Genomic DNA, 23359 nt, shown 5'->3' with positions numbered 1-23359 from the left:
TTGGTTTGGCGATTGTATGCCGACGCGGGCCTTGGCTCTGCTTTCGCTTCCCCTTCGGCGATAACTTGCTATAAATTCAGCCATTCTGTGAGGGCTCGCGCTCTCTGTTAAACATCTTGCTGGGGCTGCTCCATGACGCCGGATCTTGCGCTCACCCTGTCTTTTGAAGGCATTCGTCTGCTGACCCGCGTTCAAGGCGGCTGGCATCTGTTGAGCGAGGTTGCGCTTGAAAGTGACGATCTGAACGCAGCGCTTGCTGGCTTGCGCCAGATGGCCGTTGATATGAGCGGTGAAGATTTTCAGACCACTGTCCTTCTGCCCAACGATCAGATCAAATATCTGGACCTGCCCACGGCGCGGATGAACGAGAAAAAACGACGCCTCGCCGCTCAGGATGCATTGGAAGCAAGCACGCCTTACAAAATTGACGAACTGGTGTTTGATCTCAGCATTCAGGGCGGCACGCCACAGGTTGCTGCGGTGGCACGAGACACATTGCAGGAAGCCGAGGCTTTTGCAGTGGAACATGATTTCAACCCGGTGAATTTTTCAGCCATTCCCCGCCCGGTGGATTTTGGCGCGGCGCCGGACTTTGGGCCAACACAGGCCGCTGAGGCTCAGGGGCTTCAGATACGCCATGACCCGGCGGTGATAGAGATCATCGGTGAGGGCCCGCTGCCGATCGTTGCAGCACCTGAACCAGCCAATGAAGCCCCTGCAGAGGCGCCGCAGGCGCAAGATGGCGCATCGGAGCCCCCCCCCGCCAAGGAAGAAACGCCAGCATCAGATCAAGACGCGCTGCTCCTGACGGGGGACGAGGTTTCTGCACCGCCAGAAGAGCCGGAAGAAAAGGGCACGGCTGAAAAGGCAGAAGGTACAACGCCAGATGCGCCAACCGCAGGACCTGATAAACCGGATGCCGATGCCGCAAGCGCCAAACCTGAGGCTCCCGCGGCCTTTGCCTCCATTCGCGCCCAGAAAGAAGCGCCAGCCGCCGCCCGCACCGGGCTCTCCGGTGTCACGCGATCAGGCGCGGCGGATGTCAGTGGCACCAACGCCCCAAGCATCCCCAGCGATACTGCACGCCAAAATGCGACCGCGCTGCGCTTTGACCCAACCAAAGCGGTTGCCGGGCTAACGTCAGAGGAGCCCCCGGCCACAGAGACACTGGGCAAAGAGACGCAAGCCCGCTCAAAAGACGCAGAAGCCCCAAACAAGACTGCCCTGAGCACATTTTCAAGCGCACGGGGCAAACCCGCCAGCGCGGCCCCTGCCCCACGCACAACCGAGACAGCGGGTGACGCTGAGAAAAAAAACCTTGGCAAGAAAGCCGCCCGCAAAGCTGCCAAGGCCAATGAACGCCAAAAGCTGACCACCTTTGGCAACCGCCAGAGCGAAGTGCGCGGCAAACCCCGCTATCTGGGCCTGACACTCATGGCCTTGCTTCTGGTGTTTCTGGGTGGCGTTGCACTTTGGGCCTCGTTGTTTGTGGAAGAGGGTGTTTCGGGACTGTTTTCCAAACCGGAGGACACAGAGGTGGCAGAGGTTGTCCCAGAGACAGCCGCAGAGGATGAGACTGCCACACTTATGGCGACGGTGCCTGAAGGCGTCTCAGAATCAGAGCCAGCGCCTGCTGTCGCCGGGAATGCCGATGAGACTGCACTCTCTTTGGTGGTGACCCGCCCCGACGGAATGACACCCGACGAAAGCGGAGAGCTGGGCGGCGTGATGCTTGAGCCGCTTGCTGTTGAGTCGCGCGCAGTTGAGGCTGACACCGTTGTGTCTGGCACAGACGCGATCACCGACAGCACAGAGGTCGAGTTGCTTCTGGATGCACAAGCCGCGGATGACCGACTGGATCCGGCCGAGGCAGAGGCGCAATATGCGGTGACAGGGATCTGGCAGCGGGCACCAGAACAGCCAGCAGGTCTTGCAGATGAGACCAGCGATGACATCTATATCGCCTCTGTGGACCGTGACACCATCGCCTTTGATGCGGTGGCTCTGCCCACAACAGGATCACTAAACACAGATGCTCTGCCCCGTGCGCAGGTCAATCCCGTGGCTGCGGATACCGTCTTTGATCTGGATGAACGCGGGCTGGTGGTGGCGGTACCCGAAGGGGCCCTGTCGCCGGAAGGTGTGCGGGTCTTTGCCGGACGCCCGCCCGTGGTGCCTGCGTCCTACCCCAAGCGCATTGTTGTCGATGACAGCGTCCTGAGCCCGGCGGCCACATCGCGCCTAGCCTCTGTGCGCCCCAAACTGCGCCCCAGCGATCTGGTGGAAAACAACCAGCGCGCCACGCTTGGCGGGCGCACACTGGAAGAACTGGCGAGTATTCGGCCGCAACTGCGCCCACAAAGCGCACAACAGGACAGCGCCGCCGATCAAGCGCCCACACGACTGGCGGTGAAGACCTCATTGCGGCCCCGTATCAAGCCGTCCAATATCGCCCAGTTGGCGAGCCGGGCGACACCAAGCGAAAATGTGCCGTCCCTGTCCACCTCTCTTACGCCAGCCCCAGCCACGGTAACCCCAAGCATTCCAACCACCGCCTCTGTGGCGCGTCAGGCAACCATCCAAAACGCAATCAACCTGAAGAAAACAAGCTTGATTGGAGTTTACGGCACGGCATCCAACCGCCGCGCATTGGTGCGTCTGGCCAATGGTCGCTACAAGAAAGTGCAGGTGGGCGACCGGATTGATGGCGGCAAGGTCGCTGCCATTGGAGAAAGTGAACTGCGTTATGTCAAAGGTGGGCGCAATGTCACACTCAAGATGCCCAAAGACGGCTGATCCTCTGCTGCTCTTGGCATAGTACCTGTGCGGCGCAGCCTGTTTATTCCAAAAGAAAGCGCCGCCTCCCTTTCGGCAGACGACGCTCCCCTCGCTCCAACCGGGGTTGGAAGGATTCTGTGTCAGTTTTATTCAGCGGCCTGAATTTCGCCGCTGGCAATCTGTTCGCGCTCAATGGATTCAAACAGGGCTTTGAAATTACCCTCCCCAAAACCATCGTCGCCTTTGCGTTGGATGAACTCAAAAAAGATCGGCCCAATCACGGTCTTGGAGAAAATCTGTAGCAGGATTTTGGTTTCACCGCCGTTAAGGACCCCTTCGCCGTCGATCAGAATCCCATGTTTTTTCATCCGGTCGAGCGGTTCTTGGTGATCCGCCACCCGGGTTTTGGAGAGCTCATAATAGGCATCGTTGGGTCCGGGCATAAAGGTGATGCCTTTTTCGGCAATCGCATCAGTGGAGGCGTAGATGTCGTCACTGCCCACAGCGATATGCTGAATGCCCTCGCCATTGTATTTCTTCAGATAGCTCACTATCTGGCCGGTTTCGCCGCGATCTTCATTGATGGGAATGCGAATTTTGCCACAGGGGGAGGTCAGCGCGCGGGAAAACAACCCGGTGAATTTGCCCTCAATGTCAAAGAAGCGGATTTCACGGAAGTTAAAGAGATCGCCATAGAACTTGAACCACTTGTCCATATTGCCCTTGAAGACATTGTGGGTCAGGTGATCGAGGTAGAAAAACCCATCCCCTTCCGGCTTAGACGTTGCCAGCCAGTCGAACTCCTCATTGAAGGGAGAGCTGTCGTAATACTGATCGGTGAAATAGATCAGAGAGCCGCCAATGCCTTTGATCGCGGGCCAGTTCAAAGTTTTATCAGCGTCCTCATAGGGTTCGGCCCCTTTGGCCACCGCATGATCAAAAGCCTGCTGCGCATCTACCACGCGCCAGCCCATGGCGGGGGCACAGGGGCCATGCTCCTGCACAAAGCGCGCGGCAAAACTGTCCGGTTCGTTGTTGAGGATGTAGGTCACATCGCCCTGCTGCCAAAGCTCAATCGCCTTGGACTTGTGATTGGCCACATGGGCATAGCCCATCTTTGCAAAGAGCGCGCGCAGCTCCTCGGGCTCTGGATGCGCGAATTCTACAAATTCGAAACCATCGGTGCCTGCCGGGTTATAATCGGAAATTTCTGCGCGCGGCGCGTCGTGGGGAAATGGGCCCATGATGCGTCTCCTCCTTTGGGTAGCCACTTGGCATATGCCTGTTCAGCATCAGAATACTGCGTGCTACCCGCGTAATAACCGCAAAGTGACGTGCAAAATTTACATTTGACGCGTATCCTGATCACATGAACTTAAATCTACGCAGAAAAACCGCATATGCTTGACGACACCGATCTGCGCCTGCTCACCGCACTCCAGAAAGACGCCCATTTGACCGCACAGGAGTTGGGAGACATTCTCAATCTCTCGCCAAGTCAGGCAGGGCGTCGCCGTCAGCGACTCGAAGCAGAGGGCTATATCGAAGGCTATATTGCCCGGCTGAGCCCCGGCCATCTTGGCCTCTCGGTGCAGGCTTTCATACAGGTGCAGCTTGGCACCCATGGACCAGAGCAATCTCAGAGTTTTGCCAGCCTGATCAGCACCCGTGCGGAGATTGTCAGCGCCTGGACCCTGACGGGGGATGCGGATTATCTGTTGCGCGCTTTCTGTGAAGATTTAAATGCGCTCAACCGATTGATTCACGAAGTATTGCTACCACATGCAGCGGTGAGCCGTGTGCAAAGCCAGATTGTCATGGATCAACTCAAAAAAGACGCGCCTCTGCCAACCTAAGGCGCGCGCAGCAGCAGGCAGGACCGAAAATGCAAGAGGCCCTTTATACCGCAACGATCTTTCTGATGACCGCCGTGATTGCGGTGCCGATCAGTGCCCGTCTGGGGCTCGGGTCGGTGCTTGGCTATCTGGCCGCCGGGATACTGATCGGGCCAGTTCTAGGCCTTGTGGGCACCCATGAAGCGGATGAGCTTCTGCATTATGCAGAGTTTGGCGTGGTGATGATGCTGTTCATCATTGGGCTTGAGCTGGACCCACGCGCGCTTTGGGCGATGCGCCATAAGCTGGTGGGCCTTGGCGGATTGCAGGTTGGGATCACCGGCCTTGCCGTGTTTGCCCTGACACTGACCTTTGCCTTGCCACTCCATGTGGCGGTGGCCTGTGGCATGATTTTTGCGCTCTCCTCCACTGCGATTGTGCTGCAGACGCTGACCGAAAAAGGGCTGATGCAGACCAGCGGGGGACGGGCCACTTTCTCGGTTCTGCTCACACAAGACATCGCCGTCATTCCCATGTTGGTGATCCTGCCACTGTTTGCTGGCGCCGCCCTGCCCCAGATGATGGCAGAGGGCACGATGCCGCTGTCCCATGACAGCCATGCCAGCCATGGCTATTCCCTTGTGGAAGGGCTGCCGGGCTGGGGTGTGGCCTTGGTCACTCTGGGAGCTGTGGCTGCGATTGTCATCGGAGGGCGCTATCTGACACGCCCCGTGTTTCGCTTCATTCACGCCGCACGCCTGCCGGAGATGTATACGGCGCTGGCGCTTTTGATTGTGGTGGGCATTGCACTCCTGATGAGCCTTGTGGGTTTATCACCAGCCTTGGGCACATTTCTGGCCGGTGTGCTTTTGGCCAACTCCGAATTCCGCCATGAACTGGAAAGCGATATCGCGCCTTTCAAAGGGCTACTTCTGGGGTTGTTTTTCATCACCGTGGGCGCACAGATCGATTTGAACGTGCTGTTTTCCGCCCCCACACAGATCCTTGGTCTGACTGTTGCCGTAATCGCGGTCAAAGCGGTGATCCTCTATTTTCTTGGGCGCGCCTTTGGCCTGCGCAAACGGGGCCTCTGGCTGTTCACATTGGGTCTGGCGCAGGCGGGGGAATTTGGCTTCGTGCTGATCACCACGGCCACGGGACAATTCGTGATCCCACCAGCGGTGGGCGAGCGGCTTTTGCTGGTTGTGGCCATGACCATGCTGATCACGCCGCTGCTGTTCATTCTTTATGACCAGATATCCAAACGCTTTGGCGAGACAAAGGACACAGAGAAGCGAGAGCCAGACAAGATCGACAAACAGGGGCCGGTGATCATCGCAGGCATCGGACGATTTGGGCAGATCGTCAATCGTCTGGTGCGCGCTTCTGGCTTTGACACGGTGGTGTTGGATCACAACATCCAGACCATCGAGAATATGCGCCATTTTGGCGTGAAAGGCTTTTTTGGCGACCCTACGCGGCCTGAAATGCTGCATGCCGCCGGATTGGGTGAGGCCAGTGTTTTGGTGGTGGCGCTGGACAGTCCGGAAGCGGCGCTCAAGCTGGTGAGCTATGCACGACGTGAGCGGCCCGATCTGCACATCATTGCCCGCGCCAAAGACCGTAGCGCAGTGTTTCAGCTCTATAAGGCGGGGGCCAATGACATCGTGCGCGAGATGTTTGACAGCTCCCTGCGGGCGGGACGTTATGTTTTGGAGAATATCGGGCTAAGCGAATATGAAGCGGCGCGCGCGGAGCAGGCCTTTTACAAACATGACCGCTATGCTGTTCAGGAACTTGCGGAACTCTGGCGTGAGGATGTGGCCCCAATCCGCAATGCGGCCTATGTGGCCCGCGCCAAAGAGCTGGAAAGTGAGCTTGAGGCGGTGTTGCTGTCCCAGTTTGACGAGGACGGCAACACCGACACATAAACCCATTCAGACAGGCCGATCAGCCGTCAGCCACACCCGCTTCTGCAAAGGTGGCCATGCCGGAATGGCAGGCCACCGCCGCCTTTAGAATGTTGATGGCAACAGCCGCGCCGGAGCCTTCACCAAGGCGCATATTGAGGCTCAGGATCGGCTCTTTGCCGAGCTGCGCCAGAACGGCGCCATGGGCGCTCTCGGCACTTTGGTGGCCTGCAATGATGTGATCCAATGCGCCGTCCACAGCTTCGCCCAAGGTTGCGGCGGCAGCCGTGGCAATGAAGCCATCCAGAATGACCGGCAGGCGCAGAACACGAGCACGTGCCATGGCCCCAACCATACCAGCCAGCTCCCGCCCACCAAGGCAGCGCAGCGCCTCAAGTCCCTTGGGCGCATTGTTGATGGCAACACCTTCGCGCACCACACGGGCTTTGGTGGCCAGACCGGTTTCATCCACGCCAGTGCCACGACCAACCCATTCTTCGGCCTCCCCCGCATAAAGCGCATGGGCGATGGCCGCCGCACTGGTGGTGTTGCCAATCCCCATTTCGCCAACGACCAGCAGATCTGCCGTGGGTTTGACAGCGTCCCAGCCAGCCTGAAGTGCTGTGACAACCTCTTCTTCGGACATGGCGGGACCTTGGGTGAAATCCGCTGTTGGCCTATCCAGATCCAGCGCAATCACATCCAAATCTGCTCCGGCGGCTTTGCTCAATTGGTTGATGGCCGCACCTCCATGCTGGAAGTTCAGCACCATCTGCTCGGTGACTTCAACAGGAAAGGCTGAGACGCCCTGTGCGGTCACGCCGTGGTTGCCCGCAAAAATAATCACTTGTGGCGTTTCAATGGTCGGACGCGCCGTGCCGCGCCAGCCTGCATACCAGATGGCCATTTCCTCAAGCTGTCCCAGCGCACCGGGTGGTTTTGTGAGTTGAGCATTGCGGTCTTCGGCCTCACCCATGGCTTTTTCGTCCACTGCGGGTGCGGCAGTGATGAGGGCTTCAAACTCGGCCAGGGTGGAAAATTCTACGGACATGCGCGGGCTCCTGTTGAATTTTTAACGTTAGCGCTGTTTACCTCATTGCCAGCCCCCGGCAAGAGAGGAAAAAGACGCAGACATGGCCAGCACCGACACGTCCCCGTTTCGTCCGCGTGACATCAACACAGCTTTGGCGCTGTTGACCCGATTGCCGGTGAAGGCCGATTTCAGCCGGGGCGCGCGCGCCTCATGGGCCTATGGCATCGCCGGGGCCGTGCTGGCCTTGCTGGCGGCACTGCCAACAGCGGCAGTCCTGTGGCTGGGCCTGCCGCCGATGCTGTCGGCCCTGATCTGGCTGACGTCTATGGTGGTGATGAGTGGGGCCATGCATGAAGATGGTCTGGCAGATACCGCGGACGGCTTCTGGGGCGGCTGGGAAAAGGCGCGCCGTCTTGAGATCATGCGCGACAGCCGTATTGGGGCCTATGGGGTGATTGCCCTGTGCCTCTCGCTTGCGGCGCGCTGGGGCGCGGTGGCGATTTTGCTTGAGGCAGAAGTTTGGATGTTTGGCCTCATCGCTGTGGCCATGCTATCGCGGGCCAATATGACTTTGGTGATGACTGCCCTGCCCCATGCGCGCGCAGATGGGCTGAGCCATTCACAGGGGCGCGCGCCGCGCACAGGGGCGCTGACCGGCTTTGCATTGGCAAGTGTGGTGGCCTTTGGCTGTGTGGGGGTCTCAGGTGCTATTCTGGCCGGCGTGGCCTTTGTCATGGCCGCGCTCTGCTCTGCCACGGCCAAGGTGAAAATCGGAGGCCAGACCGGCGATGTGCTGGGCGCAACGCAGCAAATCACCGAGATTGCACTGCTTTATAGCCTGGTGATTGCCGCGCAATACGGCCTGTAACCGCATCCGAATATCGCGGTTTCTTAAGAAAATCAGCGCTCAAGTGCCCTCTGTTTCAATGCACAGCAAAGCACCGCAGTGTTTGCAATGTACGGCGTCCGGATCATGGCGCAGCAAGCCGCAGCTCTCACATTTGTGCCGCACTTTTTGCGGCCGGATGATCGCCTGCGCCAATTGCACAAACAGCGCAACGCCCCCCACCATTACGCAGATCGAGAAGATCTTGCCACCGGGTGTGGTCAGTGTGATGTCGCCGTATCCCGTGGTGGTGAGCGTGGCGACCGTGAAGTACATTGCATCGATAAAGGGTGTCGCGCTCGCTGTGGTGTCGATGAAAAACACCAAGGAGGTGGCCGAGGTCACCATCACAAAAACGAAAAGGTTGATTGTGGCAATCACCGCATCCTCATGTGTGCGAAACCAATGGCTGTCACGGCGCAAATCATAGAGCAGATGGTAGGAGTGGATCAGTCGTAGCCCGCGCAGTACCCGCAGAAACGCCAGATCGCCAAACAGCCAGGGATCCACAAACAGCGACCCGATCACGATGACATCCGCAAGCGTGTAGATGCGGGTCAGAAAGAAGCGCCGATCTTGTGCAATCCACCAGCGCGCCAGAAGGTCCAGCGCAATCACCACCCCGGTCAAACGGCTGGCGAGCACAAGGCCCGCATCATAGGGCACATGCGCCGTTGCGATGAAAAAGAGAATGGTGACAAAATCAAAGACGATCAGCGCGTAGCGAAAGCGCACCGCGCCGCGGCTGTGCGCCGTGTAGAGCGCCTCAACTGTTGCTTTGAGATGGGCCATGGGGATCTCCTCTTGCGCCAGTAAACGCCAAGCCTCCACATCCTGCAACAATTTGATCCGGCAAATAAAAGCACAAAAAAGGGACCGCAGTTTCCTGCGATCCCTTTGTTAAAAAGGAATCATGCGTGATCCGCTTGCAGTCCTTAAGCTGCGCGGGAAACCAGCACGTCATCCACCTGCTTGGCGGCGGCGGCTTCGTCCCCACCGGCCACGGCGGCCACTTCGCGGGTCAGACGCTCCAGCGCGGCTTCATACAACTGACGCTCAGAATAGCTCTGCTCCCGCTGATCATCCGTGCGGTGCAGGTCGCGTACGACCTCGGCAATGGCGATGAGATCGCCGGAGTTGATTTTCTGTTCATATTCCTGAGCGCGACGCGACCACATGGCGCGCTTGACCTTGGCCTTACCCTTCAGAGTTTTCATGGCCTGATCAATCACATCCGGCGAGCTCAGACCACGCATGCCAATCTCTGTGGCTTTGTTGGTGGGCACCCGCAGGGTCATCTTGTCTTTCTCAAACGAGATCACGAAAAGCTCCAGCTGCATCCCAGCAACCTCTTGCTCTTCGATAGAGATAATTTGCCCAACGCCATGGGCCGGATAGACCACAAAATCGTTTGGGCTGAACTCGTTTTTCTTGGCTTTGCTCATGCAGTGCTTCCTTTGTGAGCCCCCATCATGCCAGACAAAAAATTTCGCTCGGGAAAGGCTGTTTCCCGAAACGGAATGTCCTCTGGTAGAAAAAGCCACCCTCAGCGTTTGCGCGGGGATGGCTCTCAGGCAGTTATGTCCTCTATGACAAAACTATAACATAAAAAACGCCCCCTTGAAAGCACCGCTGGCTTACAAAGGAAAAATTGGCTTACATTCCAATTCTTTAGACCGCGTTTCTTCAGGATTTTCGCCACATATCCGCGTGGCAAAAATCGAATCGTTTCTACGATGCAGTTTAACCGCCTTCACCGGGCGCTTCCGAGAAATATTTCTCCCGCTTGCCTTCTTCACCGTCGCGCTCTTCGTAACCTGGCATCGGGTCTTTCTTGGTGATGATCACCGGCCAGATTTCGGAGTACTTACGGTTGAATTCCACCCATTCTTCCATATCCGCCTCCGTGTCCGGACGGATCGCATCTGCGGGGCACTCTGGCTCGCAAACGCCGCAGTCAATACATTCATCAGGGTGGATGACCAGTGTGTTTTCACCTTCATAAAAACAGTCTACCGGGCATACCTCTACGCAGTCCGTGTACTTGCAGGCAATGCAATTGTCGGTGACAACATAGGTCATTGTGGGTCAGCTCACTTGTGGTCAGATCATTCGATTGATTAAATAAATCTCTGTCAATCTTCAACCCGGGAAGCTTTCATAAGATCGAGATTGCGACGATCTCGCTTAGTTGGACGCCCTTTTCCGTCCGCGCCGGGCGCTTTTGGAACAGGTTTCTCCTCAGGGGTTAAATCTTCGTATAATTTTTGGGCTTCCGGTGCAGGCCCGCGGCGTTCTCCCAGCGCAAGCACTTTGACGACTCGGATTTTTTTTGCCTGAGGAAAGGTCAGCACGTCGCCTGAGGTTACACCGTAACTGGCTTTTGCCACTTTGGTGCCATTCACACGCAGGTGCCCGCCGGTGATGACTTTGGCCGACAGGCTGCGAGTTTTGAAAAACCGCGCCTGCCAGAGCCATTTGTCAGCCCGCAATTTGAGGGCTGACGCTTGATGTAGCTGCGTCGCCACGCAGTTAGTCCTTGCCTTTCAGCCCCATAAGCGCTGCGGCAAAGGGGTTATCCGGGTCGATCGCTTTTTCCTTTTTGGGAGGACGCGCTTGGAATTGTTTTGGACCATTGTCACGGCGTGGGCCTTTGCCCTTGGGTTTACCGCCCTTGCCGCGCGGCTTGTCACCGCCCTTGGTATCGTTGCGACGCCCCGCCGGAGCACTCTGGTTGCCACCTCGACGCTGTGCATTGCGGTTGCCACCCTGACGACCGGCCCATTTGAAAGTGTAGTAGACCTCGACCTCGGGTTCTGCTGGCGTCTCTTCAGACACCTCTGCGTCACCTGCATCAGCAGCAGGCACTTCCACTGCGATCTCAGCTTCTGCTGCTGGCACCTCTGCCACTTCAGCAGCCTCCGCTTCGGCAGCTGTCTCACCTGCGGCCGCATCAGCCTCTACAGGTGCCTCAGCGGCTTCTGCTTCTGCGGCTGAGGCTTCTTCGGCCACGGCTTTCACTTTGGCACGTTCGCCTTTTTCGGCGGCATAGCCCAAACCCTGCATCAGATCGGCAAACTGCTCCAGCGTCATGCCGGTGATCGAGAGCATATCCGCCTTGGCTTCAAAACCACCCCGGCTGTCTTCGGCGCGCAGCATATCCGCCAGACGCTCCAGCATGTCGATACGGATGGCACGTTCGCCTGCGGCCCGGTAGCCTGCCATCGCATGATAGCCACGCGGCAAGCTGGTACCGGAGGGCACCGTCACCAGCCCCGGGGGTGGCGCCTCGGGGAATTCCTGCAGCCCTTGCGCCAGCGACCAGAGCACCAGACGCAAACGGGTTGGCGCGGGTTTCAGCAACAGCGGCATAAAGATGGTGAACTGACCAAAGCGAATGCCATGCTTGCGCAGAGCGCCGCGGGCGTCTTGATCGAGATCTTTGACTTCGGCGGCCACTTCACCACGTGGGATGATGCCAAGACCTTCCACCATACGGAAGGCAAAGCCACGGGCCAGACCGCTCAGCTCTTCATCACGGCTCAGGTTCAGCAGAGGCTCAAACAGGGCTGCAATTTTGCGATCCACGAAGTGCTGCAAACGGCGCTGCACCTTCTGAGCTACATCGGCCCCGGCTTCGTCATCGACAAAAACGGAAATGCCTGGCTTGAGCGGATCATCCCCCGGCACCATTTTACCGACGGCGTGCTCGCCCCACATGAGGCCACCCTGTTCGGTGAAGTCGATTTCCGTATCCGGCGCGTTGTAGAAACGGTCTGCGCGCAGATGGAACTGCGGCGCGAGCGCTTGCAGGCTTGCCGACTTCAACGTCTTGGCTTCCTGTCCACTGGCTTCTTTGTCCGCGATGAAACGGAACCCTTCAAGACGACCGACGAATTCTCCTTCGACGGTCACCTCACCTTTATCATTCACTTCGGCCAAAAGGGCCTCCTTCTGCTTGAGCCGGCGCAACAACACTGACGTGCGCCGATCCACAAATCTTTGTGTCAGACGCTCGTGTAACGCATCCGACAGGCGATCTTCTACCGCGCGCGTCTCTTCACGCCAATGGTTTTCGTCACTGACCCAGGATTTACGCTGTGCGACATAAGTCCACGTCCGGATAAAGGCCAGACGTTTCGACAATGTGTCAATGTCCCCTTCTGTGCGATCAAGACGTTTGACCTGCCGCGCCAGCCAGTCATCGGGCACTTTGCCACTCTGATGCAGATAGCCAAATATCTGACCAATCATCTGCGCATGTTCCGCGTGGCTGATACCCCGAAAATCGGGAATACGGCAAACATCCCACAGCAGGCGCACAGAGGCCCCATCGCTGGCGCGCGCGCGTGCTTCGGCATCAGCGGCCAGTGTTTTCAGCGCCAGCAGGTCATCCGCTTCACGCGCCTTGATCAGGAGCTCGTCATCAGAGCCCATCTCCAATGAACGGATCAACGCCTCAACCGTGCCAAATTGCAAAGCAGGGTTGCGCCAGTTGAGCTTGCGCACAGGTGTGAACCGATGCTCCATAATGGCTTCCGCCACGCCATCATCAAGCGGCGGTGCCTCTCCTGTGACACCAAAGGTGCCATGGCTCATGCCCCGCCCGGCGCGACCTGCAATCTGCGCGAGTTCATTGGGCGCAAGCGGACGCATGCGGCGGCCGTCAAATTTGGTGGTGGAGGCAAAGGCAACGTGATCAATATCAAGGTTCAGCCCCATGCCAATCGCATCTGTGGCCACCAGATAATCAACATCGCCATTCTGATAGAGCGCCACCTGTGCGTTGCGCGTACGCGGGCTCAGCGCGCCCATCACCACAGCCGCGCCACCTTTCTGGCGGCGGATCAATTCGGCGATGGCATAGACGTTATCAACCGAAAAGCCGACAATGGCGCTGCGCGGCTGCATCCGGCTGATCTTGCGGCTGCCGGAATAGCTGAGCGTGGACATGCGTTCCCGGCGCAGGAACTGCGCCTCCGGCACCAGCTCTGCGATGGTGGAACGCATGGTATCGCTGCCAAGAAAGAGCGTTTCATGCGTACCTCGGGCGCGCAGCAGCCTGTCTGTAAACACGTGACCGCGCTCTGGATCAGCACAGAGCTGTATCTCATCAATCGCAACAAAATCTGCACCCAGCGCCTCGGGCATGGCTTCCACCGTGGCCACCCAGTATTGGGCACGTGGGGGCACAATGCGCTCTTCACCCGTGACCAGCGCCACAACAGAGGGGCCCCGCGCCGCCACGATACGGTCATAGACCTCCCGTGCCAGAAGCCGCAAAGGCAGGCCAATAACACCCGTGCGATAGCCCAGCATGCGCTCGATTGCGTAATGGGTCTTGCCCGTGTTGGTGGGCCCCAACACCGCCGTGATCCGCCGTTCCTGGCTCATGTGATCGCCTGCGTCCGTTCTATCCGTTCTTCAGAGCTCCTGACCACGCGCCTGTGGCTCGAGTCGTTGCAGGGCTTCTGTTAGGCCTGCCTGATGAGGATGTATAGCCTTGACCTGTAGATAGGCTTCATAGGCATCTTTGGCCTTCCCGATTTCTTCCAGTAAAATGGCCAAACCCATAATCGCGTCAAAATGCTGTGGGTTGAGGCTGAGCACCTGCTCCAAATCGCCCAGCGCAGGTCCGTAGAGATCCGACATGTAGTAAATACGCGCCCGTTCCGCCCACCCCTGTGAAAAGTCCGGCGCGTGATCCACCAGCGCAGTTGCATGTTCCAGCGCAGCCTCAAGATCACCCGCTTCAAAAGCCTTGCGCGTGCGACGCAATAGGTAATCCGCTGTTGCAGAGCCGGAGGCGTCCCAGACATGCCGGATCCGTTGGGCGACATGCCCGGCCTGATCAGGCCCAACTGAGGACAGAGATCTCAGCATATCCTGCACCTCTTGCTGTTTGCCCGATCCCTTCGAATCGTGTTCAGGCTCCGTGACAACTGCCTCTTGTGCAAAGGCATTGCCGAAGCCCCCAAAAGGGAGAAAAACACCCGTTGTCACAACAGATGCCGCAACGGTAAGTTTGAGAAGCTGCTTTAAGTTGACCATAACGTAAATCATTGTAGACCTTGCGCGTAACAAACCCAAGATGCGCACAACAAAGTGAAGGATCAAGTATATGAGCGATATCGTAACTGGTGCTGTGGCTGCCCTGACTGAAAAACTGGGTGGTGCAGGTTTTGACGGCTCTGCAAAGTTTGCCATCGAAGGTGAAGGTGCGATTGTCATTGACAGCGACGGCGTGCGTGCAAGCGACGACGAAGCCGATGTGACCATGACCGCCGATGTGGAAACCTTCCAGGCGATTCTCGAAGGGGAACTGAACCCAACTGCGGCTTTCATGTCCGGCAAGCTGACCATTGATGGTGACATGGGCGCAGCCATGAAACTGGGCGGCGTTCTGTCCTGATGCCCCTGCAGAGCGCACCGTATCATCACGACGTTGCCGAGGGCCCTGAGGCCTCTGCATATTGGGTAACCGCAGATGACGGGGTGCGCCTGCGCTTTGCTTTTTGGCCGCAAGAGGCGGCGAAAGGCACCGTCTTGCTCTTTCCGGGCCGAACGGAATACATCGAAAAATATGGCCGTGCGGCGCAAGATTTTGCGGCGCGCGGTTTTGCCATGGTGGCCATTGATTGGCGCGGCCAAGGGCTTGCGGATCGATTGGTCAAGCCTGACTACGCAGGATATGTGGTCGATTTCGCCGATTACCAGCGTGACGTTGCCGCTGTTATGACCGCTCTACGGGATCTGGACCTGCCCCAACCGTTCTATCTTCTGGGACATTCCATGGGAGGCTGCATCGGTCTGCGATCGCTTCTGCAAGATTTGCCTGTGGCCGCTGCGGCCTTCAGCGCACCGATGTGGGGCATCCGCATATCCCCGTTTCTAAGGCCCGCCGCCTGGGCGCTCAGCACGCTTGCTACGCCCTTTGGATTTGGCACACAGCTGGCCCCTGGCACCAGCGCGACCACCTATGTTCTGGATCAGAGCTTTCAGGACAATGACCTCACCAAAGATGCCGACATGTATGCCTATATGCAGCGTCAGATGCGCAGCTATCCAGCGCTCAGCCTCGCTGGCCCCAGCCTGCGTTGGCTCAATGCTGCCCTCCAGGAATGCCTAGACCTGCGCACACAGACTTCTCCAGGCACACCCTGCCTGACCTTCTTGGGCACCGATGAAGCTATTGTCGACACGCAGGACATTCATGACCGAATGGCGCGCTGGCCCAACGGCACGCTCGACGTGATCGCAAAAGGGGAGCACGAAGTAATGATGGAAGTGCCCCAGACAAGACGTCATGTTTTTGATGCTGCCGCAGAGTTCTTTGCCTCTCACACATAAGCGCTGCCCGCTTCATTTGATCCTAAATATCCCGGGGTGAATGGCGCAGCTTGCTGCGACAGAGGGGCTGGCCCCTTCTTGCCGCTCACAACTGCTCTTTGCCACTCAAACCCCGCACCCCTCTTGAACCTCCCCCGCTGCTCTGCCTATCTGAGCATCAAGATTTTTCTCAACACAGGGGGCTTTGATGCTCAACCTTCCTTTCCCAGTCCGCGATGCCAATGCCGCCGCAGGCTCCCAAGAGTTTGGCGATCTGCCAGAATGGGATCTGAGCGATCTCTATGCCGGGGACGACGCGCCAGAACTGATTGCGGATCTGGAGTGGCTGGAAGGGGAATGCGCAGCCTTTGCAGCGGATTATGAGGGCAAGCTGGCGGATCTGTCTGCGGCTGACCTGCTGAACTGTGTGCAGCGCAACGAAAAAATCTCGCAAGTCTCTGGCCGCATCATGTCTTATGCCGGTCTGCGCTACTATCAACTCACCACAGATGCCGAGCGGGCACAGTTCATGGCCAATATGCAGGAGAAACTCACCAATTTCTCCACGCCGCTGGTGTTTTTCACACTCGAACTGAACCGCATCGATGATGCAAAACTGGCCGCAGCCTTTGCAGAAAGCGAAGAACTGGCGCGCTATGAGCCGGTGTTCCGCCGCATTCGCGCAATGAAACCACATCAGCTTTCTGATGAGCTTGAGAAATTCCTGCATGATCTTGGCGTGGTGGGCGACGCCTGGGAGCGTTTGTTTGATGAAACCATCGCAGGCCTGACTTTTGACGTGCTCGGCGAAGAGTACAACATCGAAGGCACGCTGAACTTCCTGACCGATCCGGACCGCAGCAAGCGTGAGGCCGCCGCCCATGAACTGGCGCGCGTGTTTAACGACAACATCAAAATCTTCGCCCGCGTGCACAACACCGCCGCCAAAGAGAAAGAAGTTGTGGATCGCTGGCGCAATATGCCCAGCGCACAGACAGGCCGCCACCTGTCCAACGATGTGGAAGCCGAGGTGGTTGAAGCGCTGCGCGATGCGGTTGTGGCCGCCTACCCCAAACTGTCGCACCGCTATTATGAGCTGAAGCGCAAGTGGCTGGGTCTGGACCGTATGCAGGTCTGGGACCGCAACGCGCCGCTGCCGATGGAAGATCCCTCCACTGTGGATTGGGCCACGGCGCAGAAAACCGTTATGGAGGCCTATAACGCCTTTGATCCGCGCATGGGGGAGCTGGCAGAGCCGTTCTTTACCAAAGGCTGGATTGATGCGGGCGTGAAGCCGGGCAAAGCGCCAGGAGCCTTTGCACACCCCACCGTGACCAGCGTGCACCCCTATGTGATGCTGAACTATCTGGGCAAGCCGCGCGACGTGATGACCTTGGCGCATGAACTGGGCCATGGCGTGCATCAGGTGCTGGCCGCAGAACAGGGCGAAATGCTCTCCTCCACGCCTTTGACGCTGGCAGAAACCGCTTCCGTCTTTGGCGAAATGCTAACCTTCCGCGCCATGCTGGACAAAGCCGAAACCAAGGAGCAGCGCAAAATTCTGCTGGCGGGCAAGGTGGAGGACATGATCAACACCGTGGTACGTCAGATTGCCTTCTATGACTTTGAATGCAAACTGCACGCCGCGCGCCGTGAAAGTGAGCTGACACCAGAAGATATCAATGCGCTCTGGATGTCGGTGCAGGCGGAAAGCCTTGGCGAAGCCTTTGACTTTATGGAAGGCTATGAAACCTTCTGGGCCTATATCCCGCACTTCGTGCATTCGCCCTTCTATGTTTACGCCTATGCCTTTGGCGACGGTCTCGTGAACGCGCTTTATGCAGTCTATGCCGAAGGCGGCGAAGGCTTTGAGGACAAGTATTTTGACATGCTCAAAGCGGGCGGATCCAAGCATCACAAAGAGCTGCTCGCTCCCTTCGGGCTGGATGCCTCAGATCCCAGTTTCTGGGGCAAAGGCCTGTCGATGATCTCAGATATGATCGACGAGCTGGAAGCGATGGAGTAAAGACAAAAGCCGGGGCCTGATCCCCGGCTTTTTCTCAAAGGTGACGTAATGATAAAATTGGCTGTTTGCGCCGCTGCAACCACTTTGACTTTGGCCCTGCCAGCAACGGCTCAGAGCCTGCTGGGCACCTGGCATTGTCTGGACAAGGACACCGAAGGTCAGGCTGTGTCAACGATCGAGTTCAAAAAGAACGGCATCATGCTCGCGGATATGCGGATCACCTATTTTGTGCCGGAATTCGATGTGCGCGCTCGGGCCAAATACAAGAGCCGCTATAATTTCACCGAAGAGGGCATCCTGACCGACACGCCAATGCGTGCGCGCATCCTGAGCTTCACCGCCGACGGAGAGGACATTTCCAAAGGCGAAGAAGCCAAAATGCTCAAGGAATTCCTGATGAAAGATGACAACGTTCAAGCAAAGGTGACCACGCTGACAGCGACCGATCTGATAATCCGTGCAGAGGGGCGCGACATCGTCTGCAGCAGAGATGCGGCCTATCTGGGCTCCTGACGCACACGGATCATAGGCCAGACCACTTGCCCCCCTGCGCCATCCAGATAGGGTGCGCGCAACAACAAACGCCAAACAAGAGATCGCCTGTGGACGAACAGCTTGATATCAAATCCCGCAATGCCTCCCGACTTCTGGCCGGCGCAGAAATGACCGAGACGTTCACCTCCATTCCAGTGATCAGCCTCGCGCCGTTGTTTGGTGGCGATACCGACGCCAAACAGGCCGTCGCCGATGAAATTCGTGATGCCTGCATGCAAGTGGGTTTCTTTCAGATCACAGACCATGGTGTGGACATGGAGGTGCAGGCAGGCGCCTTTGCCGCCGCCAAACGGTTCTTTGCGCTGCCTGAGGCGGAAAAGCGCAAAGTCTCTGTGAAAAACTCGCCACTGCTGCGCGGCTATGGCGGGCTGCTTGAGGAAAATACGGATCCGGACAATGACGGCGATCTGCATGAGCATTTTGATCTCGCCCTTGATCTGGGGCCGGAAGACCCGGATACACTGGCCGGCACCTATGGCTGTGGCCCTAACCAGTGGCCAGATCTGCCAGACTTCCGCCCCCCTGTAATGGCCTATCACCGCGAGATGGTCGCCCTGAGCGCGCGGCTGTTTCGGGGATTTGCCCTGTCGCTGGATCTGCCGGAAGATTTCTTTGATCCCCATATCACGAGACCCATTGCCGAGCTGCGTCTGGCACATTATCCGCCGCAGACACCGGTCTATGATCCCGAGAAAATCATGGGGATTGGCGCACATTCTGACTACGACGTCTTTACCGTTGTGGCGACAGGCCCTGTGCCCGCACTGGAGGTGCAGAACGCCGCGGATGACTGGATTGCCGTGCCGCCGATGCCAGAAGGGTTTGTGGTGAATGTGGGCGATTTGTTGCAGCGCTGGACCAACGATCTTTATCGCTCCACTTTTCACCGTGTGGTCAATCGCACTGGGTTGGAGCGCTACTCCCTGCCCTTTTTTGCCAGCACCAATCCACTGTGGGAGCTTGGCGTTTTAGACAACTGTAAATCTCCCGAGCGCCCAGCACGCTATGCTCCGATCAGTGCAGCGGAATACATCGGCACCCTGATGCGGGAGTCCTACGGGCTGTAAAACTGGCTAAAACACGCCCATCGTCAGACCTGCGGCCAAGGCAGCCCCCAGATCAAAACACTTCTGCACGTCATTCTCAGATAGTGTCTTTGGGGCCATGATCTCTTCGGCAGTTTGCGCATTTGTGCAGATGATCAACGGCGGCTGCACCTCTTTCAGGCGCCAGCCCGTGGCAATACGCGCCACTTGCCGTGCCGCCCCCTGCCCATCAGAGCCTGCACAGATCATCTGCGCATAGGCGCGCCCCTCAAGCTGCCCCAAAACCGGGTAGTAGCACCGATCAAAAAACTCTTTCATCGCGCCAGAGAGGCTGGCGAGATTTTCAGGTGCCACAAAGAGGTAGCACTGCGCTGACAAGAGATCGTCTGCACGCGCTTCTTCAGCGCGCAATAGCCGGGCCTGCCCTTCTTGCTGAGCCCCCGCAAAAGCCGCCTGTGCCATTTGGCGACTGCCCCCGGTGCGCGAATGATAAATGATCAGCACTTCGGCCATAGCGTCCCCTTCCTGCGACAGCGCCACCACAGTCTGCAAACAAACGCAGAGCCACGTTGAAGCGCGCATCACTCTAGACTACCCTTGGATGTGACGAAGCATCGTTTCAAGTGCTTTTGGGTATCATCACAGGAGACGTCACATCCATGAAAGCCGCAATAACCGCCTGCGCTCTGATCTGCGCCACCGCTTCCGCCAGCGCCGCGCAATCGCTGATTGGCACCTGGACCTGCGCGCGTGACACGGTGCAAAGCACCGCGCTTTCCAATGTGACCTTTGATGCCAATGGCCGCCTGAACGCTTTGGTGAACATCACATTTCTTGGGGTGGATCAGAAGGTGTTTGCACAGGCTCGCTATCGCTCTGATTATGTCTTTGAGGCGGGCACACTTAGCGACACACCAGTAGGCGCCAGCATCAATGCCTTCACCATTGATGGGGAAGACGCCCGCAAATCGGACCATGCCGAACGACTGCGCATGAGCCTTCTGGACGGGGCCGCAGGTGCGGCCAAGGTCCAGTTCACATCAGAAAACTACATGTTGATCACCCCCGGTGGGGACCCCATCAACTGCGTTCGAATGAAGTGAGGCAGGTCTCTTCCCGTAACGTCAGCCAAGTCCCCCAACGTCACCCTTTGTGAAACACTGCGCCGCTTCTAGGCTGTCCTCAACATACAGGCATGCGGGGGAGAGATAATGCGCGTTTTGGGGAAATGGCTGGGGCGGCTCTTGCTGCTCTCTTTGGTGGCGGTCGCCCTGTTTTTGATTGTCGCCCCCGGATATGTAGAGAAATCTCGCAACGCTGTGGCCGACCATGCGCCCTACCCGGTCAGCCCGGCCGCGCAAGCGTTGCATGAGGACCTGATCATTGGGGACTGGCATGCAGATACATTGCTGTGGAAACGTGATCCTCTGAAACGCGCCGAGCGTGGTCAGGTGGACCTGCCGCGTCTGCAGGAGGGTAATGTAGCTCTACAGGTCTTCACAGCAGTGACCAAATCGCCTGCTGGACAAAACTATGACGAAAACACCGCCGATGCGCGCGACAACATCACCCTGCTGGCGGTTGGCCAGCTCTGGCCCAGCCGCACATGGGGATCGATTTTTGAACGTGCGATCTATCAGGCGGAACGTCTGCACAAGGCCGAAGCAGGCTCAGAGGGCGCATTGCGCATCGTGCGCTCCGCTGCGGAGCTGGATCAGGTTCTGTCGGACCGCGCCGCAGGGCAGAATGTGACCGCAAGCATGCTCGGTATAGAAGGCGCGCATCCGCTGGAAGGCAAGCTCGAAAACCTGCAACACCTTCAAGATGCCGGTTACCGCGTCATCGGGTTGCAGCATTTCTTTGACAACGAGCTCGGCGGCTCGCTGCATGGGATTGGCAACAAAGGGCTGACGCCTTTTGGCCGTGAGGTGGTGCAGGCAGTAGAGGCACGCAATCTGGTGCTTGATCTGGCCCATTCCAGCCCCCGCGTGGCACGGGAGGTCATCGAGATGACCAATATGCCGCTGATCGTGAGCCACACGGGAATTTATGGCAACTGCCCGGTGAAACGGAACTATGAGGATGCTCTGATGCAAGACATCGTCGCCTCCGGGGGCGTTGTCGGCATCGGATATTGGGCGGATGTAACCTGCGATGACAGCCCCGCGGGTGTTGCGAAAACGGTGAAGGCGGCGGTGGATCTTCTTGGGGAAGACCACGTGTCGCTGGGGTCGGATTTTGATGGTTCCGTGCCCACAGCCTTTGACACCTCAGAGCTTGCAGCCCTGACGCAAGCATTGATGGATGCGGACTTGAGCGAGGCGCAAATTCGCAAAGTCATGGGACAAAACATGTTGCGGGTGCTCCGCGCGCGGCTGGGATAAAGCGAACTACGAAAGTGCGCAAAGCGTCCGGAGCTTCCTTCGGGCGCTTATATTTTCTCAGACACTGCCATATGAGACAGCCGCATATGTTAGCTGACCGTGAACTGCCCCATCATGCCACAATCCTCATGCTCCAGAATATGACAGTGATACATATAGGGCGCGTCTGCAGGGGCAGTATGGTCAAACTGCACCAAGACTTCCGACCAGCCCTCCTCGACATGCACCATGTCTTTCCATCCCTGCGCATAGGCCGGCGCCGGGGCGCCATTCTGTGTGAGGATGCGGAAAGAACAGCCGTGAATATGAAACGGATGCAATTGGTCATCCACAGAGATGCGCCAGATTTCCGTATCACCCTTGCGCACCTCTTCGTCGATGCGCTCCATCTGCATGGGCAGACCATTGATCGCCATGGCACCCGCATTGCCACAGAAGTTGTCCCACGCCAATGCCAGCGCAGCAAGATCGGCGCCGACATCCATCTGCAATTCAAAGGAGCGTGTCACAGTGGCATCATAGGGGCGCGGCGGCGCGAGATTCGCCAACTGCTTTGGCATACTCCCGGTGAAACCTTTCTGCGATGAGCGCTGCAAGATGAGCGCCGTAAGGGTCTGGGACCCGCCAAACAGATTAGCCAGAAAACCCAATCCCCCCTCATCATAGGCAACGTTCAGCGCATTGCGCTCGGCCTGTCCCATATCCACCAGAATCTCATATCTTTCTCCCGGAGACATCAAAATCTCGGCTGTTTCCACAGGAGCCGAAAGAAAACCGCCATCAGATGCGATCACCGTGACGGGCCCCGTGGCCATGGACAGCGTCAGGAACCGGGCATTGCAGGCATTGAGAATGCGCAAACGGATCAACCCTGTTGGCACCTCCTGCGCTACAGGGGCAATGGCCCCATTGATGACAAGTGTGTCCGCCTCAAAACCATCCTCGAACACTTCGCCGGAGAGCTCATAGGACATTTTACCATCTCCGCCGAACATCTTGTCCTGCAACACCAGCGTGAAATCGTCCACGCCATATGTTTTGGGCAGGTCGGCCGAGAGGCTGGCGTCATCTTCCACCAGAAGCACCCCAGCCAACCCCGTATAGGTCTGACGCGCAGTCTTGCCGTGCATATGGGAGTGAAACCAATTCATAGACGCGTGCTGTACAATTGGCACATCCGGCGACCAGAGCCCGTCCTGCTCAATCTCCTGATGCGGGCCGCCGTCCACATCGCCGGGAATATGCAGGCCGTGCCAGTGCAATGTAGATGTGTCCGCGATACTGTTTTGCACATCAAAAGGCAGCGTTTGCCCCTGTTTGACCCGCAGAACCGGGCCGAGATATTCTTGATTGATCCCAAACGTATCGCTCAACACGCCATTGCCAAAATCATGCCGACCAACCTTAAGATGCAGCGGGATCCGCTCGGTGATGCCGCCAGTCAAATCCGTCATCGAAATGAGCGGCAAGGGGCCCGGCGCGGTCTGCGCCAACGCAGCTCTCGCGCCCGCAAGCCTCCCTCCTGCAAACAACACGCTGGCCCCTGCGGACTTAAGAAAGCTTCTGCGGTTCATTGC

The 23359-nt window shown here is 57.8% G+C and carries 21 protein-coding genes; 11 read left to right on the top strand and 10 right to left on the bottom strand.

Translation table 11 applies throughout. The features are described from left to right. Nucleotides 1-132: 132 nt before the first annotated feature. Nucleotides 133-2796, top strand: coding sequence for a hypothetical protein (locus tag SHM7688_RS13515; protein ID WP_058240471.1), 2664 nt, complete (start codon nucleotides 133-135; stop codon nucleotides 2794-2796). A 128-nt stretch (nucleotides 2797-2924) separates the two neighbouring features. On the opposite strand, the gene hppD is transcribed toward SHM7688_RS13515, so the two are convergent. Next, nucleotides 2925-4022 carry a 4-hydroxyphenylpyruvate dioxygenase gene (gene hppD / locus SHM7688_RS13510; RefSeq protein WP_058240470.1) on the bottom strand — a complete coding sequence of 366 codons (1098 nt, stop codon included), beginning with the start codon at nucleotides 4020-4022 and terminating at the stop codon, nucleotides 2925-2927. A 156-nt stretch (nucleotides 4023-4178) separates the two neighbouring features. Here hppD and SHM7688_RS13505 point away from each other — a divergent pair, with 156 nt between their 5' ends. Both SHM7688_RS13505 and SHM7688_RS13500 read left to right on the top strand, forming a co-directional pair. Continuing rightward, complete coding sequence (locus SHM7688_RS13505; RefSeq protein ID WP_058240469.1) at nucleotides 4179-4634, top strand: Lrp/AsnC family transcriptional regulator; 456 nt, start codon at nucleotides 4179-4181, stop codon at nucleotides 4632-4634. A gap of 29 nt (nucleotides 4635-4663) precedes the next feature. Next, the gene (locus SHM7688_RS13500) at nucleotides 4664-6544 is read left to right on the top strand and encodes a monovalent cation:proton antiporter-2 (CPA2) family protein (protein WP_058240468.1); all 1881 of its coding nucleotides are present in this window, start codon (nucleotides 4664-4666) and stop codon (nucleotides 6542-6544) included. A 19-nt stretch (nucleotides 6545-6563) separates the two neighbouring features. Here the strand turns inward: SHM7688_RS13500 and cobT are convergent, their stop codons facing one another. Next, nucleotides 6564-7574 (bottom strand): nicotinate-nucleotide--dimethylbenzimidazole phosphoribosyltransferase, encoded by a 1011-nt coding sequence (gene cobT / locus SHM7688_RS13495; RefSeq protein ID WP_058240467.1) that lies wholly within the window; start codon nucleotides 7572-7574, stop codon nucleotides 6564-6566. Between the two features lie 82 nt (nucleotides 7575-7656). On the opposite strand from cobT, the gene cobS reads away from it, so the two are divergent. Next, nucleotides 7657-8424: an adenosylcobinamide-GDP ribazoletransferase gene (gene cobS, locus SHM7688_RS13490; RefSeq protein ID WP_058240466.1), complete on the top strand. Its 768-nt coding sequence runs from the start codon at nucleotides 7657-7659 to the stop codon at nucleotides 8422-8424. A gap of 39 nt (nucleotides 8425-8463) precedes the next feature. On the opposite strand, the gene SHM7688_RS13485 is transcribed toward cobS, so the two are convergent. From SHM7688_RS13485 to SHM7688_RS13460, 6 genes are all read right to left on the bottom strand, one after another. Then, entirely contained in the window at nucleotides 8464-9234 is a 771-nt protein-coding gene (locus tag SHM7688_RS13485; protein WP_058240465.1) for a potassium channel family protein, read from the bottom strand. A gap of 143 nt (nucleotides 9235-9377) precedes the next feature. Further along, complete coding sequence (locus SHM7688_RS13480; RefSeq protein ID WP_058240464.1) at nucleotides 9378-9887, bottom strand: CarD family transcriptional regulator; 510 nt, start codon at nucleotides 9885-9887, stop codon at nucleotides 9378-9380. A 298-nt stretch (nucleotides 9888-10185) separates the two neighbouring features. Next, nucleotides 10186-10524 (bottom strand): ferredoxin FdxA, encoded by a 339-nt coding sequence (gene fdxA, locus SHM7688_RS13475; RefSeq protein WP_058240463.1) that lies wholly within the window; start codon nucleotides 10522-10524, stop codon nucleotides 10186-10188. A gap of 53 nt (nucleotides 10525-10577) precedes the next feature. Beyond that, nucleotides 10578-10970, bottom strand: coding sequence for an RNA-binding S4 domain-containing protein (locus SHM7688_RS13470; RefSeq protein ID WP_058240462.1), 393 nt, complete (start codon nucleotides 10968-10970; stop codon nucleotides 10578-10580). A gap of 4 nt (nucleotides 10971-10974) precedes the next feature. Further along, on the bottom strand, nucleotides 10975-13836 hold the full coding sequence (locus SHM7688_RS13465) for a helicase-related protein (protein ID WP_058240461.1): 2862 nt from the start codon (nucleotides 13834-13836) through the stop codon (nucleotides 10975-10977). A gap of 30 nt (nucleotides 13837-13866) precedes the next feature. After that, nucleotides 13867-14325: a tetratricopeptide repeat protein gene (locus tag SHM7688_RS13460; protein WP_058240931.1), complete on the bottom strand. Its 459-nt coding sequence runs from the start codon at nucleotides 14323-14325 to the stop codon at nucleotides 13867-13869. A gap of 238 nt (nucleotides 14326-14563) precedes the next feature. Between SHM7688_RS13460 and SHM7688_RS13455 the strand changes: the two genes are divergently transcribed. The 5 genes from SHM7688_RS13455 (at nucleotide 14564) to SHM7688_RS13435 (ending at nucleotide 19419) form a co-directional block, all read left to right on the top strand. Further along, nucleotides 14564-14854: an SCP2 sterol-binding domain-containing protein gene (locus tag SHM7688_RS13455; RefSeq protein ID WP_058240460.1), complete on the top strand. Its 291-nt coding sequence runs from the start codon at nucleotides 14564-14566 to the stop codon at nucleotides 14852-14854. Next, a complete protein-coding gene (locus SHM7688_RS13450; protein WP_058240459.1) occupies nucleotides 14854-15792 on the top strand; it encodes an alpha/beta hydrolase in 939 nt (312 codons plus the stop codon). Before SHM7688_RS13455 ends, SHM7688_RS13450 begins: the two co-directional genes overlap by 1 nt. Before the next feature lie 187 nt (nucleotides 15793-15979). Continuing rightward, on the top strand, nucleotides 15980-17797 hold the full coding sequence (locus SHM7688_RS13445) for a M3 family oligoendopeptidase (RefSeq protein ID WP_058240458.1): 1818 nt from the start codon (nucleotides 15980-15982) through the stop codon (nucleotides 17795-17797). A 48-nt stretch (nucleotides 17798-17845) separates the two neighbouring features. Further along, a complete protein-coding gene (locus SHM7688_RS13440) occupies nucleotides 17846-18310 on the top strand; it encodes a hypothetical protein (RefSeq protein ID WP_058240457.1) in 465 nt (154 codons plus the stop codon). 89 nt (nucleotides 18311-18399) lie between these two features. Next, entirely contained in the window at nucleotides 18400-19419 is a 1020-nt protein-coding gene (locus SHM7688_RS13435; RefSeq protein WP_058240456.1) for an isopenicillin N synthase family dioxygenase, read from the top strand. A gap of 6 nt (nucleotides 19420-19425) precedes the next feature. Here SHM7688_RS13435 and SHM7688_RS13430 read toward each other — a convergent pair whose 3' ends face one another. After that, nucleotides 19426-19911 (bottom strand): NAD(P)H-dependent oxidoreductase, encoded by a 486-nt coding sequence (locus tag SHM7688_RS13430; RefSeq protein ID WP_058240455.1) that lies wholly within the window; start codon nucleotides 19909-19911, stop codon nucleotides 19426-19428. A 146-nt stretch (nucleotides 19912-20057) separates the two neighbouring features. Between SHM7688_RS13430 and SHM7688_RS13425 the strand changes: the two genes are divergently transcribed. After that, complete coding sequence (locus tag SHM7688_RS13425; protein ID WP_058240454.1) at nucleotides 20058-20501, top strand: hypothetical protein; 444 nt, start codon at nucleotides 20058-20060, stop codon at nucleotides 20499-20501. A 108-nt stretch (nucleotides 20502-20609) separates the two neighbouring features. After that, nucleotides 20610-21782 carry a dipeptidase gene (locus SHM7688_RS13420; RefSeq protein WP_058240453.1) on the top strand — a complete coding sequence of 391 codons (1173 nt, stop codon included), beginning with the start codon at nucleotides 20610-20612 and terminating at the stop codon, nucleotides 21780-21782. Nucleotides 21783-21871: 89 nt separating this feature from the next. Here SHM7688_RS13420 and SHM7688_RS13415 read toward each other — a convergent pair whose 3' ends face one another. Further along, the gene (locus SHM7688_RS13415) at nucleotides 21872-23356 is read right to left on the bottom strand and encodes a multicopper oxidase domain-containing protein (RefSeq protein ID WP_083499062.1); all 1485 of its coding nucleotides are present in this window, start codon (nucleotides 23354-23356) and stop codon (nucleotides 21872-21874) included. Between the last annotated feature and the right edge of the window lie 3 nt (nucleotides 23357-23359).

It is taken from the genome of Shimia marina (assembly GCF_001458175.1).
GTDB lineage: Bacteria > Pseudomonadota > Alphaproteobacteria > Rhodobacterales > Rhodobacteraceae > Shimia > Shimia marina.
Note: the sequence above shows the minus strand (reverse complement) of the source record. Positions and strands in the feature narration are given on the sequence as shown.

Excerpts from the sequence above, each read along its gene's own strand:
- cobT (WP_058240467.1), bottom strand. The coding sequence starts at position 7,574 with ATGTCCGTAGAATTTTCCACCCTGGCCGAGTTTGAAGCCCTCATCACT.
- SHM7688_RS13440 (WP_058240457.1), top strand. The coding sequence starts at position 17,846 with ATGATAAAATTGGCTGTTTGCGCCGCTGCAACCACTTTGACTTTGGCC.
- SHM7688_RS13455 (WP_058240460.1), top strand. The coding sequence starts at position 14,564 with ATGAGCGATATCGTAACTGGTGCTGTGGCTGCCCTGACTGAAAAACTG.
- SHM7688_RS13430 (WP_058240455.1), bottom strand. The coding sequence starts at position 19,911 with ATGGCCGAAGTGCTGATCATTTATCATTCGCGCACCGGGGGCAGTCGC.
- hppD (WP_058240470.1), bottom strand. The coding sequence starts at position 4,022 with ATGGGCCCATTTCCCCACGACGCGCCGCGCGCAGAAATTTCCGATTAT.
- SHM7688_RS13505 (WP_058240469.1), top strand. The coding sequence starts at position 4,179 with ATGCTTGACGACACCGATCTGCGCCTGCTCACCGCACTCCAGAAAGAC.
- SHM7688_RS13515 (WP_058240471.1), top strand. The coding sequence starts at position 133 with ATGACGCCGGATCTTGCGCTCACCCTGTCTTTTGAAGGCATTCGTCTG.
- SHM7688_RS13425 (WP_058240454.1), top strand. The coding sequence starts at position 20,058 with ATGAAAGCCGCAATAACCGCCTGCGCTCTGATCTGCGCCACCGCTTCC.
- cobS (WP_058240466.1), top strand. The coding sequence starts at position 7,657 with ATGGCCAGCACCGACACGTCCCCGTTTCGTCCGCGTGACATCAACACA.
- SHM7688_RS13485 (WP_058240465.1), bottom strand. The coding sequence starts at position 9,234 with ATGGCCCATCTCAAAGCAACAGTTGAGGCGCTCTACACGGCGCACAGC.
- SHM7688_RS13465 (WP_058240461.1), bottom strand. The coding sequence starts at position 13,836 with ATGAGCCAGGAACGGCGGATCACGGCGGTGTTGGGGCCCACCAACACG.
- SHM7688_RS13445 (WP_058240458.1), top strand. The coding sequence starts at position 15,980 with ATGCTCAACCTTCCTTTCCCAGTCCGCGATGCCAATGCCGCCGCAGGC.
- fdxA (WP_058240463.1), bottom strand. The coding sequence starts at position 10,524 with ATGACCTATGTTGTCACCGACAATTGCATTGCCTGCAAGTACACGGAC.
- SHM7688_RS13500 (WP_058240468.1), top strand. The coding sequence starts at position 4,664 with ATGCAAGAGGCCCTTTATACCGCAACGATCTTTCTGATGACCGCCGTG.
- SHM7688_RS13450 (WP_058240459.1), top strand. The coding sequence starts at position 14,854 with ATGCCCCTGCAGAGCGCACCGTATCATCACGACGTTGCCGAGGGCCCT.
- SHM7688_RS13420 (WP_058240453.1), top strand. The coding sequence starts at position 20,610 with ATGCGCGTTTTGGGGAAATGGCTGGGGCGGCTCTTGCTGCTCTCTTTG.
- SHM7688_RS13415 (WP_083499062.1), bottom strand. The coding sequence starts at position 23,356 with ATGAACCGCAGAAGCTTTCTTAAGTCCGCAGGGGCCAGCGTGTTGTTT.
- SHM7688_RS13460 (WP_058240931.1), bottom strand. The coding sequence starts at position 14,325 with ATGCTGAGATCTCTGTCCTCAGTTGGGCCTGATCAGGCCGGGCATGTC.
- SHM7688_RS13480 (WP_058240464.1), bottom strand. The coding sequence starts at position 9,887 with ATGAGCAAAGCCAAGAAAAACGAGTTCAGCCCAAACGATTTTGTGGTC.